This is a genomic window from Epilithonimonas pallida (assembly GCF_900182975.1).
In the GTDB taxonomy this organism is placed as follows: domain Bacteria; phylum Bacteroidota; class Bacteroidia; order Flavobacteriales; family Weeksellaceae; genus Epilithonimonas; species Epilithonimonas pallida.
The window spans coordinates 346,521-362,848 of the sequence record NZ_FXUO01000003.1; the positions used below are offsets into that span (position 1 = coordinate 346,521).

At 34.9% G+C, this 16,328-nt stretch carries 12 protein-coding genes; 10 read left to right on the forward strand and 2 right to left on the reverse strand.

Annotated features, from left to right (window positions below):
* Positions 1 to 52: 52 nt before the first annotated feature.
* Entirely contained in the window at positions 53 to 1,369 is a 1,317-nt protein-coding gene (locus QOL71_RS07740) for a sensor histidine kinase (RefSeq protein WP_283416360.1), read from the reverse strand.
* 140 nt (positions 1,370 to 1,509) lie between these two features.
* On the reverse strand, positions 1,510 to 2,853 hold the full coding sequence (locus QOL71_RS07745) for a sigma-54-dependent transcriptional regulator (protein WP_283416361.1): 1,344 nt from the start codon (positions 2,851 to 2,853) through the stop codon (positions 1,510 to 1,512).
* Positions 2,854 to 3,310: 457 nt separating this feature from the next.
* Between QOL71_RS07745 and QOL71_RS07750 the strand changes: the two genes are divergently transcribed.
* The 10 genes from QOL71_RS07750 to QOL71_RS07795 all read left to right on the forward strand — a co-directional run bounded on the left by QOL71_RS07750 (position 3,311) and on the right by QOL71_RS07795 (position 16,320).
* Positions 3,311 to 4,552, forward strand: a complete 1,242-nt coding sequence (locus QOL71_RS07750; protein ID WP_283416362.1) for an efflux RND transporter periplasmic adaptor subunit — start codon at positions 3,311 to 3,313, stop codon at positions 4,550 to 4,552.
* 43 nt (positions 4,553 to 4,595) lie between these two features.
* Complete coding sequence (locus QOL71_RS07755) at positions 4,596 to 5,372, forward strand: GIN domain-containing protein (RefSeq protein WP_283416363.1); 777 nt, start codon at positions 4,596 to 4,598, stop codon at positions 5,370 to 5,372.
* 35 nt (positions 5,373 to 5,407) lie between these two features.
* A complete protein-coding gene (locus tag QOL71_RS07760) occupies positions 5,408 to 6,865 on the forward strand; it encodes a DUF4932 domain-containing protein (RefSeq protein WP_283416364.1) in 1,458 nt (485 codons plus the stop codon).
* A 21-nt stretch (positions 6,866 to 6,886) separates the two neighbouring features.
* Positions 6,887 to 7,753 (forward strand): hypothetical protein, encoded by an 867-nt coding sequence (locus QOL71_RS07765; RefSeq protein ID WP_283416365.1) that lies wholly within the window; start codon positions 6,887 to 6,889, stop codon positions 7,751 to 7,753.
* 14 nt (positions 7,754 to 7,767) lie between these two features.
* A complete protein-coding gene (locus tag QOL71_RS07770) occupies positions 7,768 to 8,493 on the forward strand; it encodes an ABC transporter ATP-binding protein (RefSeq protein ID WP_283416366.1) in 726 nt (241 codons plus the stop codon).
* Between the two features lie 66 nt (positions 8,494 to 8,559).
* Complete coding sequence (locus tag QOL71_RS07775) at positions 8,560 to 8,895, forward strand: hypothetical protein (protein ID WP_283416367.1); 336 nt, start codon at positions 8,560 to 8,562, stop codon at positions 8,893 to 8,895.
* On the forward strand, positions 8,892 to 9,695 hold the full coding sequence (locus tag QOL71_RS07780) for a transglutaminase domain-containing protein (protein WP_283416368.1): 804 nt from the start codon (positions 8,892 to 8,894) through the stop codon (positions 9,693 to 9,695). The genes QOL71_RS07775 and QOL71_RS07780 overlap by 4 nt, the downstream gene beginning before the upstream one ends.
* A 75-nt stretch (positions 9,696 to 9,770) precedes the next feature.
* Positions 9,771 to 12,185, forward strand: a complete 2,415-nt coding sequence (locus QOL71_RS07785) for an ABC transporter permease (RefSeq protein ID WP_283416369.1) — start codon at positions 9,771 to 9,773, stop codon at positions 12,183 to 12,185.
* Between the two features lie 93 nt (positions 12,186 to 12,278).
* A complete protein-coding gene (locus tag QOL71_RS07790; protein ID WP_283416370.1) occupies positions 12,279 to 14,693 on the forward strand; it encodes an ABC transporter permease in 2,415 nt (804 codons plus the stop codon).
* 19 nt (positions 14,694 to 14,712) lie between these two features.
* Positions 14,713 to 16,320: a serine hydrolase gene (locus QOL71_RS07795; protein ID WP_283416371.1), complete on the forward strand. Its 1,608-nt coding sequence runs from the start codon at positions 14,713 to 14,715 to the stop codon at positions 16,318 to 16,320.
* Positions 16,321 to 16,328: the final 8 nt, after the last annotated feature.

Here is a 16,328-nt window from a genome sequence, read left to right on the forward strand (position 1 = left end):
AAATTTTTGTGCCTTTGCGATAATTTTTTTCGAATCTAAAGTCTTTTTTCTTTTATTCCACAAACCAAATCTCAAACCGGCTTCCCTGTTCCAGAGGTTTATAATTCAAGTAGCCTTTATGGGCTTCGATAATGCTTTTGCTGAGCGTTAAACCAATTCCGGAACCATTACTTCTTGTCGTGAAAAACGGAAGGAAAATCTTATCCTGGATTTCCTTTTGGATTCCGGTTCCATTGTCTTCTACACTTAGAATGATACGTTTGTTGTGAGTTTTGATTTCGGTTTTAATTGTTCTTTCAACATTATCGGAAACAGCGTAAATAGCATTGAGATAAAGATTAATTAAACATCTTTCAATCATTTTTTCATCAGCAGAAATCAAATTATTTTCCAATGAATTAATAATGGTGATATGTTTTTTTTCAAATTCAGGCTTAAGAAAATTGAGTGAAGATTCTACAATATTAGATATAGAAATCGTTTTGAAAACCGGTTTCGGAAGTTCGGCAACCTGACGGTAATCGTCTACAAAATTTAATAATTGTTTTGATTTGGAATTGATAATCATCAGACTTTCCTTCATATCCTGCTGGTCTTCCTTTTCGATAATTTCCTGATTGGCAATGTATTCAAGATTCTGAATCAGACTGTTAACAGGTGTTAAAGTATTCAGAAGTTCGTGAGAAATTACTTTCATCAGGTTATTCCAGGCTAATTTTTCTTTTTGTTCAATAATTTTCTGAACTGATTCTAAACTGATGATGCAAAAGCGGTTTTTTACATTCTGAACTTTTTTTGTCCTTAATGAAAACGATTGTTTTGTATTTTCATTAATCGAAATATCAAAAAATTCCTGAGAGTTTTCGTAATTCGTTTGTTTGATGATTTGGTAGAAATCGGGCGCTTTATTTTCGTAAAGATTCCACGAATTATACTTCGGGATTTCTAAAATTTCAAGAAAAATAGGATTCACATAAAAAACTTCCCAATCATCATTTTTCATTGACAAAATCATCAAACCTATTTCGAGTTGATTCAAAATTTCCTCATATAATAGTTGGTAAGATGATAACGAAAGATGCTCTTCTTTACTTTGATAATACAATTTCACAGCATTATCAACCAGGCCGTTTTCCTCAGTTTTTGGAAACAATGAAAAATCCTTTTTCTGAATTGCCAAAAGCAGTTTTTCCGTTTTCTGGATGTAAGACAAAGCCGAGGTCTGCGCCAAAATAATGCAGACCAAACCGACCAATGAAAACAAAACGCAATTGATCCATTTATTTTGAGAATAAAAATCAAAAGCAAAAATTCCGCTGACAATTGCCAATAGAATAAATATAATCCAGAATATTTGTTGTTTTTTCATTTATTTTTTTATTAACCACAAAAGGCACAAAGTTTTTGTAGATCAATTTATTTAAAAGTTCAAAAAGTTATTCATTTTCTTTTTTGAACTTCTATTTTTAACGGAATAATTATCTTTTGTGACTTTTGTGGTTAATTATATTACAAGTCAAATTTCTCCATTCTTCTGTAAAGCGCAGCTCTTGACAATCCCAAATCTTCCGCCGCCAGAGAAATATTTCCCCGATGCTTTTTCAATGCTTTTTTAATCAGGATTTCTTCCATTTCTTCGATGTTAAGATTCACGATTGTATTTTCTGATTCTTCATCTTGGGGCATCAGCAATTTAAGATTTTTCTCGTTGGAAAGAATTACGCTTCGTTCGATGCAATGGTCGAGCTCACGGATGTTTCCAGGCCAGGAGTAATGGATTAATTCAGAAATTAAATTCTCATTTAAAACCAAATCAGGTTTATGATATTTTTGTTTGTATTTTTCTAAAAAATAATCAGCTAAAGTTGAAATATCTTCAATCCGTTCTCTCAGACTCGGAATATTCAATTCAACCGTATTGATTCTGTAATACAAGTCCTTTCGGAAACGGTTTTCAGCAACGGCTTTTTTGAGGTTTTCATTGGTTGCAAAAATGAATCTCACATCCAACAAACGTTCTTTGCTTTCTCCGATTCTCGAAAGTTTTCTGTTTTGAATCAAACTCAACAATTTAGTTTGGAGATGAAGCGGAAGATTTCCGATTTCATCAAGAAAAACGGTTCCATTTTCGGCATTTTCTATTTTTCCGGCATAATCCTGATGTGCATCCGTAAACGCTCCTTTTTTATAACCGAATAATTCCGATTCAAAAAGATTTTCCGAAAGACTTCCCAAATCGATATGAACAAAAGGCTGATTCTTCCTTTCCGACAATTCGTGAATGTGTTCTGCCAAAACATATTTTCCGGTTCCGTTTTCTCCCAAAAGCAAAACATTGGCGTCAGTTGCAGAAACCCTCGAAATCTGATCCATCACTTCCTGCATTGCCGGAGATTGGGTTTCCAATTGATATTGATTGGTTTTGATGCTGACATTTTCCCATTGATTCAGCTTCTTATTTTTTCGGGAAATATCGACAGCCAAATTTACGGAAGCGTACAGTTTTTCGTTATTCCAGGGTTTTAGAATAAAATCGGAAGCACCATTTTTTAAGGCTTCAACGGCTAATTCGACTTCGCCGTAAGCCGTCATCAAAATAATAGGAAGCTGAGGTTCCAGCGCTTTGATTTCCTGCATCCAGTACAATCCGTCCTGTCCGTTTTCAAAACCTTTCCGGAAATTCATATCCAGAAGAACCGCATCCACTTGCTGTTCGGATAAAAATTTCAGAATATTCTTGGGCTGACTGAGACAGCTCACTTCCGTAAAAAACTTCTTGAGCCAGACTCTCGCCGAAAACAAAATATCTTCGTCATCATCCACAATTAAAATATGAGCTTCTTTTTTTCGCATTTAAAATTTAAATTTTGGCTAAAGCCTTTTTGTTTTGTCCACTTTTTAAATGGGCTAAAGCCCATTCCTATTGATATTAATGCTAATTATTTTTTTTAAGCATTAATATTATATTTGTTTAAAAAAATCGAATTCTCGTGCCAGTGTAACGACAATTTTAATTTCTACATAACGTCAATTGTGTAGCCGGTGGCGACACTATTTCCTATTTTCTATAGATTGTCGTGACAGTGTAACGACAATTAAGTTATCAATTTTTCCCTAAAATAAAATGATTTATCATTTATAATTCATCATTTATAATTAATATGTCCGTTTCCGTACAAAAAGTGTCCGATAATGAACAGTTTTAAAATTAATAAAATTATATTTAATCACATTTACAGAGTGTTACAAGATTATAAATTTGTGGCATCTGCATTGTGTAATTGTCTGTAAGTAAAACAGTTATCTAAATATGGATACGAAAATAGTAAAAAAGAAATCTAAACTAAAATTTGTCTCAATTATCATCATATCTGCATTAGCGGTTTCGGTTTTCGGATGGTATTTTTTGAATCAGAAAAAAACGTATAATGTAAAGTCAGAAGATATCACGATTGATGAAGTGACGAATGGAAAATTCGAAGATATGTTGATGGTAACTGCACAGACGCAATCTCTTAATTCTTCTCTGGTGAATGTTTTGGAAGGTGGCGCGGTAAAAGAAATTTTTGCGGAAGACGGACAAATGGTGATAAAAGGACAACCTATTGCAAGAGTTTACAATCCCAATACAGAATTCAATTACCTGAATCAGGAAACGGGAATTATGCAGCAGATCAGCCAGATGAGAAGTTCGCTTTTAGAATTAAAGAATCAGGAATTCAGTCAGGATAAAGAATTATTGCAGTCTCAGAATGATTATAATACGGCGTTGCAGACTTTTAATCTTCAGAAAAGATTGTACGATGCGGAAATCGGAAAGAAAACCGATTATGATATTGCTTTGCAAAATCTGAATTATCAGAAAGACAGAAAACAAATTGTTGAAAAAGGAGCTTCCAATGAGAAAGTTTCGAGAAATGCCCAGTTTGCGGCGATTAATAATTCCATTAATCAGATGGAAAAAAGTTTGAATATTCTCCGCTCTAACAAAAATAATTTCCTCATAATGTCGCCGGCTTCGGGAAGGTTGTCGTCATTCAATATTTCTCTCGGACAAAATCTGACAAGTGGAGAAAGCATCGGGAAAATCGATTTGATGGGCGGTTACAAGCTGGTCGCAAAAGTGGATGAATATTATATTAATAAATTAACCAACGGAATCAAAGGAACGCTTGACAACAACGGAAAAGAATATGAAGTTATCATCACGAAGATTCTTCCGGAAGTGAAAGACGGGCAGTTTTCCGTGGAACTGAATTTCATTGATGCAAAAATTTCAACCCTGAAAATCGGGATGACTTTCGGAGTGAAACTGAAATTATCTGCCGATACGCAAAGTATGATGATTCCGAAAGGGAATTTCTACAAAGACACGAACGGGAAATGGATTTTTGTAGTGAAAAATAACAAAGCTGAAAAGCGAAACATCAGTCTCGGAAGAGAAAATCCTCTGTATTATGAAGTGGTTTCCGGACTGAAGCAAGGCGAGTCTGTCATTACTTCGGATTATTCTGAATTGAAAAAATATGAATTATTAGATATTCAAAAATAACAGTCAGAGACTGATTATTAAATAAAACTAAAAAAATATAACAATGCAAAAACTATTATTACTATTAATAACAATGATTATCGGTCTTTTTTTGACCTCTACGAGATTGAAAGGAAATGATTTTTCGAATGGGATTCAGAAATCAGAAACAAAGACTTTTAATTTGGGTTCATTCAATGCTGTGAAAACTTCCCAGGCGATTGAAGTGGAAATTGTAAAATCAAACGAAGAAAAAGCGGTTGCGACAAGTACGCATTTGTCAGAACTTAAAATCGAAGTGAAAAATAAAACGCTTTACATCCAATACAGACCTAATGTTTCGCTTCAGAATGCCGATACAAAAGTGGTTGTTTACGCAAAAGACCTTGTAAAAGCAGAAGCCGGAAATGCCTCTTCTATAAAAGTGAAAAGTGTTTTTGAAACTGCTGAACAAACTTTTGAAAGCAATGGAAGCGGAAGAATTGTTGCAGATTCTAAAGCTTCGGTTGTTAATATCAATACCGATAGTGCAGGTGGATTTTCGGGAAAAATCAATACGAAAAATCTGAATGTTGATGCTAATTCTGCAAGTTCAGTAAAAATCAGCGGTTCTGCAGATAATGCGAAAATCAATGTGGATAGCGCAAGTTCTGTGGATGCCAAAAATATGAATATTCAAACTGCAAAAGCAACTGCAAGTGCGACATCATCGATAACTTTGAGTGTTTCAAAAGAATTAACCGCTTCTGCAAGTTCATTAGCTAAAATCAGATATAAAACATTGTCAGGAATTAAATTTTCTGCAAGCAGAAGTTCTGGAGGAACAATCGATTCAATTTAAAATAATAAACGATAAACTTAGAAAACTCAGATTAAATGAAGACCTTAAAGATGATTAATAAAAGCATTTTGACTTTGATGATGTTTTTATTGGCGGCAAATCTGAAATCTCAATCAAAAGTGGATGTGGAATTCAACCCAAATATTGCCACATATTCCATTGTTGAATATCTTGTAGCGAAGCATCAGGGAAGACTTTTCTACATCGACGGGAAAGCGGACATCGGTCATTTACCTTTGGCTGATTTGGCGAACAGGGAAATGGAAAAATATGATAATTCGAAAATCATCAAAGCGATGCAGGATTATCTGCAGGTTGCCGGCCAGCAACAGGATTTGACTTATCAGGTTTTACTGAAGCACAATATTTTTCCGGCAAAAGGTTATGCTTACCAGATTGAGGAAAATGATAGTGCAAAGAAAGAAGCAGTGGAAAAATTCGCCGAACAGTTGAGAGAGTTTTACATCGAAAGAAATCTGGGGAAATTCTTCAAAGACCAAAACCGTTTTTTAGAAGGCGCAAAGAATGAGGTCAGAAAAAATATTCCGGCTGGCTATATGGCTAAAATGGAGCAATATTATGGTGAGAAGTTTCTGGCGTACAGATTCTGGATTAATCCGTTGGATATTATGCCTAACATTCCGGTCTTCTGGCACGGCAACGGCCCAATGATTAAGTCTGACAAAGGGCAGATTGCCAATATGATCAGCAGTCCTTATCTTCCGCTGGAAAAGAAAAATAATATCAGGGATTATAAAGAATTTGGTTTCAATCATCCGGAAACGCTCAACTTTTTAATCACGCACGAGTTCGGTCATTCGTTTGTCAACCAGCATTTGGGCCCATATGAAGACAGGATTAACAAGAGCAGTAATCTGATGTCTGAGGCTCTTGTTGATAAGATGGCGATGCACGGTTATTCTTACTGGCCGTCTTGCGTTGCCGAGCATATCGTAAGAACTGGAGAAATCCGAATTGCCTTGGCTGATGGCAATCAGAAATTGGCTGAAAGCTTAAGAAAACAACACATGAATGACTATTCTTTTGTTCTGATTCCTGAATTTGAAAAGAAAATGGAAGTGTATGAAAACAACCGTAAAAAATATCAATCATTTAAAGATTTTGTTCCTGAATTACTAAATGTTTTGGATGAAACCAGTGTCGAAAAAGTGAGAACAAAATTGGGTTTATCTAATGTAAAATACGAAGTGAATTTAACGGTAAATGTTCCCGAAAACAGCGGTGATGTTTATATTACAGGCAATCAGTCAAGCATCGGGAATTGGAATCCTAACGTCATTAAACTTAATAAAACAGGTGAAACAACCAGACAAATTACATTCAAAACTTACCCTGATTTGAAATTCAAATTAACCAAAGGAAGCTGGGAAACAGAAGGGAAAATCGACGGAATCGAAGAAGGGAAAGATGTTTCTTTGTCACTGGATAAAAATACAAGTCTGAATTACACGGTGAAAAACTGGAAACAATAATTAAACAATCAATAAACTAAAATGCAAAATCGATTATTGTTTTTAATCACAGTCATTATAGGTCTTTTTGTTAAAGGGCAAAGTATTGATTTTAAATGGGAAAAAGATTCTATTAATGGGAAATTGGTTGATAAAATCGCAATGAGCGTGCCTTTCACTATCGAAAACAAAACGTATCGGTTTCAATTTGATTTAGGCGCCAATACGACTTTAATCTATGATAAATGCTTTGAAAAAACAGAGTTTATTAAGAATAAGAAAGTAGATGAAGCAATGGAAGCAGCTGGACACAAAGTTTTCACTGTTGATCATCAGAATTTCAGTGTTGGAAAATTAAAAATTGAGAATTATAAACTTAACGGGCTTTTGAACTTCGAACAGGAGGAAGCTTGCGGTGTCGTAGGAGCAGATTTGTTTCAAAATAAATATCTGATTATTGATTTTCCTAACCAAAAAATAATTGTAAGTGAACAATTAAAAACCACTAAAAAAATTGATTTTGTTGACATCAAAATTATCAATAACAAACCGATTCTTCCGGTAGAGATTGATGGTAAAGTGTATCATTTTCAATATGATACCGGCGCAAGTATTTTTCCAATGGTTTCTTATAAAAAGAATTTTCAAGACTTAATTGATTCATCCAAAATTATTGAAAACTTTAATATCAGAAATTTTAATAATCCTCTGGTTGTAAAAGCAATAGAAACCAATAAAAATGTGATCATCGGAAAATCGTCATTCAGTACCAAAGAGTTTTGGTTTACAGACGAAGATTACTTTTCCTTTGAACAACAGGGGCTCGACGGAGTAATGGGAAATGTTTTTTTCCTCGATAAAACAATAGTCATTGACTTTAAAAATAAAAAATTCGGAATCATAATTTAAAAAAATATACTACAATGATAAACATTCAAAACCTTTCAAAAGTCTATAAAACAGAAGATGTTCAAACCAATGCGCTTAACAATGTAAGCCTGCAAATCAAAGAAGGCGAATTCGTTGCGATAATGGGACCTTCCGGTTGTGGAAAATCTACTTTTCTTAATATTCTTGGACTTTTGGACAGCGCTTCTTCAGGCTCATATCAATTTGAATCGGTTGAAACTATTGGGACTTCTGAAAAGAAAAAATCGGAGATCAGAAAGAAAAACATCGGTTTCATTTTCCAGAATTTTAATCTGATTGATGAACTGACAGTTTATGAAAACATTGAATTACCATTAATTTACAACGGTGTTTCCTCCTCAGAAAGAAAAAGAAGAGTGGAAGAGATTATGGAGAAAATCAATATCGCTCACAGGGCCAAACATTATCCACAGCAGCTTTCTGGCGGACAACAGCAAAGAGCAGCGGTTGCAAGGGCTTTGGTAACTAGACCAAAATTAATTTTGGCCGATGAGCCAACCGGAAACCTCGACAGCTCCAACGGAAATGAAGTAATGAATCTCCTTGCAGAACTTCACAGAGAAGGTTCTACGATTGCAATGGTAACGCACTCGTCTTACGATGCAGGTTATGCTTCCAGAATCGTGAATATGAAAGATGGTGAAATTTTCTCCGAAGAACATTCTTCCCAGAGAAAGGATGTTTTCGAAAAAGCAGATGCTAAGAATTTCGAAGGATAATCAGAGGCTTGCAAAAGTCAAAATAATTAATCAAAATAGAATCTTAATAGAAAAAGAACAATAAAAATGAAATTAAAATTTTTGAAGATTATTATACTAGTTTTTCTATCACAGAATTTTTTTGCACAGAGTAAAAAATTACCAATTATCAAAGCGAATTCTTTACAAGTTGATATTAAAGATGATAATAAATTACAAAAAAATGCGTGGAGAATTGTTCCTGAAGAAAAACTGGATGTGTACACAACTTCAGCAAAAAAAGTTACATTTTATACTGATGTAGATTCTATATCATTTAAAATTAATCCAAAGGTTGGGAAATATGATTTTGTGATTTTACTGAATGGGAAAGATTCTGCAAGACTCAGATTAAATACCAGCCTTCAAGATTGGAAATTTTGAAAAAGGCAGAAAAATACAATTATGCAGATAATCGTTTTGTTCCGAAATTTAATTATCAATCACAGGATAACCCGAATCTTATAAAAATCAGAAAAGAGCTGAAATTAGATTCTATTGCAGGCAACGGAAATGAATTAAGCAAAATTTTCAATCTTATGCATTGGGTCCATAATCTGATAAGACACGACGGAAGTAGCGATAATCCAACCCTTAAGAATGCAATAGACTTAATCAAAGTTTGTAAGAAGGAAAATCGTGGCGTCAACTGCAGAATGCTAGCTACCATACTCAATGAATGCTATCTTTCTCTTGGTATCCAATCAAGATACATTACTTGTATGCCTAGAGAAACAAAATTTGATGACTGTCACGTCATTAATATGGTCTATAGTAAAGAACTTAATAAATGGATTTGGATTGACCCGACTTTTGATGCTTATGTAATGGACGAAAAAGGTAATTTATTGGGGATTCAAGAGGTAAGGGAACGATTAATAAAAGGTCAGACACTGGTTTTAAATGCGGATGCCAATTGGAACAGGGAGCAGTTGCAGACAAAAGAAGGTTATTTGGAAACCTATATGGCTAAAAACCTATATAGATTACAAACTCCTTTAAAAAGTGCATATGATACGGAAACTTGGAAAAGTGGACAAGAAATAACGTATGTTGAGCTTCTGCCTTTAGATGGAATTGAACAAGCACCTCAGAAAAAGGAAGAGACCTATACCGAAACCAATGTTAAGTTCACTATTTATAAAACAAACAATCCTGATTTGTTTTGGACAAAACCTGAATAAAAACATTCAATCAACTATTTTATAATTAAACCTTATAGGTTTTAAAATCTATAGGGTTTATCAAAATGCTAAACTATGTTTAAAAATTGGCTCAAAATCGCCTTCATCAATTATAAAAAGAACTGGTTGTCTACCATCATTAATTTGTTTGGTTTAACCATCGGTTTGACAGGATTTATGCTCATCCTGATGCACTGGAATGACGAAGAATCCTTTGAAAAGTGGAATCCGAAAAAGGATGATATCTATTATTTCCAGACTTATTACAAAAAAGATAATGTTTATGGAGGCGCTATCTCAATTCCTTTGGCAGAAAATGCATTGAAACGAATCTCGGAAATCGAAGATTATGTTTTGATGAATGGTTCTGATATGGCCTACAAAATGACCACCAAACATACGACGGCTTATCAGAAAGGCGGGATGTCGGTCTCAGAGAATTTTTTCAACTTGTTCCCATTCAAATTAGTTGCCGGGAGCTATAAAGACGTTCTCAAAAATGATAACAACATTGCTATTTCTAATGTTGTAGCAAAGAATCTTTTCGGAAAAACGGATGTCGCAGGCGAAACGATAAAAATTAACACCACAGATTATATTGTTACAGCAGTCTATGAACTACCGGCCGGAAACAGCCAGATGAAGCCTGATTTTGTTTATAAACCTGCTGAGCAAATCAAAAATGATAAAGAAGCTTGGGGAAATTTCAATTATGCCAGCTTTTTTTTACTGAAAAAAGGTGCTGATCCTAGAAGCTTTGAGAAAAAATTCCTGGATATTATTATGCTTCGGGCAAAAATAAACTCCAAAGGTTCCGGAATGACACCTCAGCAGTTTATTGATACTTACGGACCGACAGATACATTACTAACACCGCTTGATAAAATAAAACTGCATTCAGAATCTACCTGGTTCGGGAAACCGGACTTCAAATCGTTAATGATTCTGTTTACTTTATCTGTTCTGATTGTGATTTTATCGGCCATTAATTTTATTAACCTTAAAACAGCGCAGGCTTCTCAACGTGCGAAAGAAATTGGGGTTAGACAAGCGATTGGAAGTACAAAATCCACTCTGGTTCTACAGTTTTTGATGGAAACTTTCCTGATTTGTTTTGCATCTTATCTTTTATCATTAGCGCTCACAGAAATTCTTTTGCCGAGTCTTAATAAGTTTTATAACAAGGAAATCGTGATGAACGACTGGCATATTTACTTCTATTCATTGGTGATGGTGGTTTTGGTTACGGTAATTTCCGGTCTTATTCCTGCTTTATATTTATCCAATTTCAAAGCCATAGAAACCCTGAAAGGAAACTTTGCAAGAAGCAGAAACGGTGTTTGGCTCAGAAACGGAATCCTGACTTTGCAATTAATCATTTCGTCATTCTTTATCATCGGTGGATTGATTGTCAACCAGCAGGTAAAGCATATGATGAGCAAAGATTTAGGTTTCAATGGAAATCAGATTTTTCAGATAAATTTCAATGAATTCAATAACGGAAAACCTTGGTTGAAATATGAAAGACTGAGAACAGAAATGGCTAAAATACCGGGTGTAGAAAGTATTTCTTTTTCAGAAGCGCCTCCGGGAAGCAACAATCAAAGCAGTTCGAATATGGATTATCTGAATACCAGTATTCAGGCGCGACACGGTTCTATAGACCACAATTATCTTCAGTTTATGAATGTTAAACTTCTGAAAGGACGTTTTCTAAATCCGAAATTATCATCAGATACAATTGACAATGCATTGGTTAATGAAGCATTTTTGAGAAAGTTTGGATGGACCAATGAGCAGGCAATGAAAAGGGAAGTCAGACCGGGATTCGATAACAAACCTTATCACATTATAGGAATTGTGAAAGATTTCAACATCAGAAGTTTGAAAAGCGAAGTAGAGCCGATGATATTCTTTCACTACAGAGAAACTTCCTGGAAACGGTACAATGTAAGTAATATTCAATTAAAATTAAAATCAGACGATATCGACGGAACTGTTAAAAGACTGAAAACCTATTGGCAGAATAATGTAGAACCGGGTTATCCGTTTGATTCTTATTTTATTGATAAGCAATTTGCCAAAACTTTTGAAACTTATCAGAAACAGCAGACACTTTTCACCATCCTGAACGCAATGGTTTTGATGGTAGCTTTATTAGGATTATTCGCTTTGTCTTCATTAATGATTGAGCAGAAACTGAAAGATGTGGCGATTAGAAAAACACTGGGCGCATCAGACGGAACTTTAATTTTGGGTTTGACGAAGCAATTTCTTTGGATTACGTTAATTGCAGTTTTAATAAGTATTCCGATCAGTTATTATCTGATGAACGAATGGCTGAAAGATTTTGCCTACCGAATCGATATGCCGGTTTTACCATTCATTCTGAGTTTGATTTTATTGTTGATCCTGACGTTTGCAGTCGTAAGTATCAAAGCTTATCAGGCAACGAAAGTGAATTTAGTTAAATATTTGAAATACGAATAAAGATGGAAGCTAGAAGATAGATGCTGGAAGTTTTTCCATATAATAATTAACATCCATCTCCCCTCATCCATCTTCCAACCTAAAAACGAAACTATGCTAAACAACTGGCTCAAAATAGCATTCATCAATTACAAAAAAAACTGGCTTTCCACCATCATTAATTTGTTTGGATTAACGATTGGACTGACGGGATTTATGCTCATCCTGATGCATTGGAATGATGAAGAGTCCTACGAAAGATGGAATCCAAAAAAGGAAAATATCTACGCTTTTCAAACTCACAACAAAGCAGAAAATACCTACGGAAATAATATTTCTGTTCCAATGGCAGAGCGTGCTGTAAAAGTAATTCCGGAGGTTAAGGATTTTGTCTTGTTCAATGGCTCGGGGATGGGTTATAAAATGACCACGAAAGTCAAAACCGTTTATCAGGGCGAAGGAATGTCGGCTTCAGAAAGTTTTTTCAATTTCTTCCCGTTCAGATTGGTCTCCGGAAGCTATAAAGATGCTCTGAAGGGTGATAAAGCAATGGCACTTTCCACAAAAGCAGCCAAAAATCTCTTCGGTAAAACCAATGTTGCAGGAGAAACTGTGAAAATCAATAATAAAAGTTTTGTTGTAACCGCAGTCTATGAATTGCCGGAAGCGAACAGCCAGATAAAACCGGATTTTATCTTCTCGCCGTATGAGCAGATGAAGGGTGATAAAGAACAATGGGGGAATTTCAATTACGGCTGTTTCTTTTTGCTGAAATCCGGAACAGATGTAGAAGCTTTACAACAGAAATTCTACGACAATATCTTTTTGTACAGAGCAAAAATCAGTGCGCAAGGTGCAGGGGTTACGCCGCAAAAATATCTGGAATTGTACGGTCCTACAGGAAGTTTGTTTACGCCGATTGACAAGATAAAACTGCACGCCAAAGCATCTTGGTTTGGAAATGGAGATTTCAAAACGATGATGATTCTGTTTACGCTTTCTGTTTTGATTGTTGTTTTATCAGCCATTAATTTTATTAATCTGAAAACTGCTCAGGCATCTCAACGTGCTAAAGAAATCGGCGTCAGAAAAGCGATAGGAAGTACCAAATCCAATCTTGTTCTTCAGTTTTTGTTGGAAACTTTTGTGATTTGTTTGGCGTCATATCTTTTGTCTTTGGCTTTAACAGAGCTTCTTTTACCAAGTTTCAACAAGTTTTACAACAAGGAAATCGTGATGAATGACTGGCATATTTACTTCTATTCATTCTTGATGGTTTTGGCGGTTACATTGATTTCGGGATTGATTCCTGCTACTTATCTAGCCAACTTCAAAGCTATTGAAACTTTGAAAGGAAATTTCGCCAGAAGTAAACACGGCATTTGGCTGCGAAACGGGATTTTGACTTTGCAATTAATCATTTCGTCATTCTTTATCATTGGTGGTTTAATCGTTAACAAACAGGTGAAATATATGATGGATAAAGACTTGGGCTTCAGCGGGAAGCAGGTTTTCCTGATTAATTTCAGTGAAAATAGCGACAAGCCCTGGCTGAAATATGAGCGCATCAAAAATGAAATGAGAAAAATAGAAGGTGTTGCCGATGTGTCTTACGGAGAAGCGGTTCCGGGAAGCGGGAGATTCAGCAATTCTAATATGGATTATATGGACAAAAGCATCTTTGCGCAGCACGGATCTATGGATTATAATTACCTCCAGTTTATGGATGTAAAGCTTAAAAAAGGACGTTGGCTCAATCCGGATCTTGCTTCTGATACTATTGCCAATGTCTTGGTCAATGAAGCTTTTGTGAACAAATTCGGTTGGACGGATGATCAGGCATTTAAGAATGAAGTTCGCCCGGGCTTCGATAACAAACCTTACCACATTGTAGGAATTGTAAAGGATTTCAACATTCTGAATCCCCGAAGAGCTATTGAACCCATTGTATTTTTCCATTACAGGGAAACAGACTGGAAACGATACAATGTCTATAACATTCAGTTGAAAATAAAACCGGACGATATCGATGGAACGGTAAAAAGAATAAAGTCTTATTGGCAGAAAAATGTAGAGCCGGGCTATCCTTTTGATTCTTATTTTATCGATAAAAAATTCGCTGAAAGTTTTGTTAAATATCAGAAACAACAAACACTTTTCACCATCCTGAATGCAATGGTTTTGATGGTTGCTTTATTAGGCTTATTCGCATTGTCATCATTAATGATCGAGCAGAAGCTGAAAGATGTTGCGATCAGAAAAACTTTAGGCGCATCAGACGGAAATTTAATTTTTGGGTTGACGAAGCAATTCCTTTGGATTACGTTCATTGCAGTTCTAATAAGTATTCCGATCAGTTATTATCTGATGAACGAATGGCTCAAGGATTTCGATTACCGAATTGATATGCCGGTTTTCCCATTCGTCCTTAGTTTGATTTCTTTATTGATACTGACTTTTGCAGTGGTAAGTATCAAAGCTTATCAGGCGACAAAGGTGAATCTTGTGAAATATCTGAAATATGAATAAAATTTTAGAATCTTCTTTTATGAAATATATTTTAACAGCGGTATTTTTAATGTTCGGAATTGGTCTTGGCTATTCTCAAAATACTAAAGAAATAGACGAATTACTTTCAACATACGAAAAAGCAAATCAGTTTAGCGGCTCTGTCTTGGTTGCAAAAAAAGGGAAAATCATCTTTGAGAAAAGCTATGGCTACAGAAATGCGGAAAACGGAGAAAAGAATACAAACAACAGCCAATACAAAATTTTTTCTACTACAAAAATGTTTACTGCAACTGTAATTCTAAAATTAGTGGAACAGGGAAAACTTTCTTTGGATAATAAATTATCAAAATATTATTCGGATTTTCCAAAAGCAGATAGCATTACTATAAAAAATATGCTTTCCCATACATCGGGAATACCAGAAGCAGAAGACTCAGAAAATACCAAAAACGAAGAAACATTTTTAAAATATATTACTTCGAAAAAATTGGATTTCTCACCTGGAAAAAATTGGGGTTATTCCAATTCCAACTATTATTTATTAGGATATATAATCAAAAAAGTAACGGGATTGGAGTATGACAAAGCCATTGAAGAATTTATACTAAAACCTTTGAAAATGACAGCAAGCGGATTTCACTTTAATCAACTGAAAAGTGAGAATAAGGCTGTAGGATATGAGTTTATTGATGGAAAGAATTCCAACAGAGCGTTACTTTTCAAAACAGACCATCCTTTTGCAGCGGGAGCCATCTATTCTACGGTTGGAGACTTATACAAATTCAGCGAAGCTTTATATGGTGGTAAGATTATCAGCAAACAAATGGTGGAAAGAATGTACACGCCATATCTTAATGACCATTATGGTCTTGCACAGGAAATCTACAAAACTCCGAATTCTGATATCATTCAGGTTGGGCACGGCGGCGGTGGTCCGGGTTACAAGTGTAGATTTGTTAAGGATTTGAAAAATGATATTACAATTATTATATTGATCAATTCCGAGATGATATCAGCAAAAGCTGCGGATAATATCACAGATATTATTTATAATAGACCTTATACTGCAATGAGCAAGAACAGAATTGATGCGAAAGATCTGCAAAAATTGCAAGGTATCTATTCTTTCAATTCGGAAAACTATTATATCAATGCCATTAATGGGACAGTGGTTTTAAACGGAGGAGGGATTCCAAGAATGCCTTTGGCTCCAATTACTAAAATCGATTACAAACTTTTCGAAAATTTTGATTTAAAATTCAATGCAGACAATACAGGAAAAATAGAATCGGTTACTATAACTAATACGCAGGGAACAAAAACAGCTAAAAAAATAGCAGATATTTTTTCATGGGGAATCATAGGAACGGCAACTCCAAGTGGTTGGGAAGGGAAAGATATTGTTTTAGAAACTCAAAAAAGCAATCCTGATTTTTACTATCTCAAGAACTATAAATTGAAGACTGGGGAATTAAGATTTCGTTCAAACAATGACTGGGCGAATAGTTTGGGACTCAACAGTGATGATAAAAGTATGTGTTACGACGGGTACAATATCATTATTAAGGAAGATGGGTTTTATGATATTGTATTGGATTTGAGCATCAAATCTAAACCTCAATATTCAGTTAAAAAAGTAAACTAATAATAACA

Bases quoted from the DNA above. Each gene is read 5' to 3' on its own strand.
- QOL71_RS07765 (WP_283416365.1), top strand. From the start codon at position 6,887: ATGCAAAATCGATTATTGTTTTTAATCACAGTCATTATAGGTCTTTTT.
- QOL71_RS07790 (WP_283416370.1), top strand. From the start codon at position 12,279: ATGCTAAACAACTGGCTCAAAATAGCATTCATCAATTACAAAAAAAAC.
- QOL71_RS07745 (WP_283416361.1), bottom strand. From the start codon at position 2,853: ATGCGAAAAAAAGAAGCTCATATTTTAATTGTGGATGATGACGAAGAT.
- QOL71_RS07775 (WP_283416367.1), top strand. From the start codon at position 8,560: ATGAAATTAAAATTTTTGAAGATTATTATACTAGTTTTTCTATCACAG.
- QOL71_RS07795 (WP_283416371.1), top strand. From the start codon at position 14,713: ATGAAATATATTTTAACAGCGGTATTTTTAATGTTCGGAATTGGTCTT.
- QOL71_RS07740 (WP_283416360.1), bottom strand. From the start codon at position 1,369: ATGAAAAAACAACAAATATTCTGGATTATATTTATTCTATTGGCAATT.
- QOL71_RS07770 (WP_283416366.1), top strand. From the start codon at position 7,768: ATGATAAACATTCAAAACCTTTCAAAAGTCTATAAAACAGAAGATGTT.
- QOL71_RS07760 (WP_283416364.1), top strand. From the start codon at position 5,408: ATGAAGACCTTAAAGATGATTAATAAAAGCATTTTGACTTTGATGATG.
- QOL71_RS07750 (WP_283416362.1), top strand. From the start codon at position 3,311: ATGGATACGAAAATAGTAAAAAAGAAATCTAAACTAAAATTTGTCTCA.
- QOL71_RS07755 (WP_283416363.1), top strand. From the start codon at position 4,596: ATGCAAAAACTATTATTACTATTAATAACAATGATTATCGGTCTTTTT.
- QOL71_RS07785 (WP_283416369.1), top strand. From the start codon at position 9,771: ATGTTTAAAAATTGGCTCAAAATCGCCTTCATCAATTATAAAAAGAAC.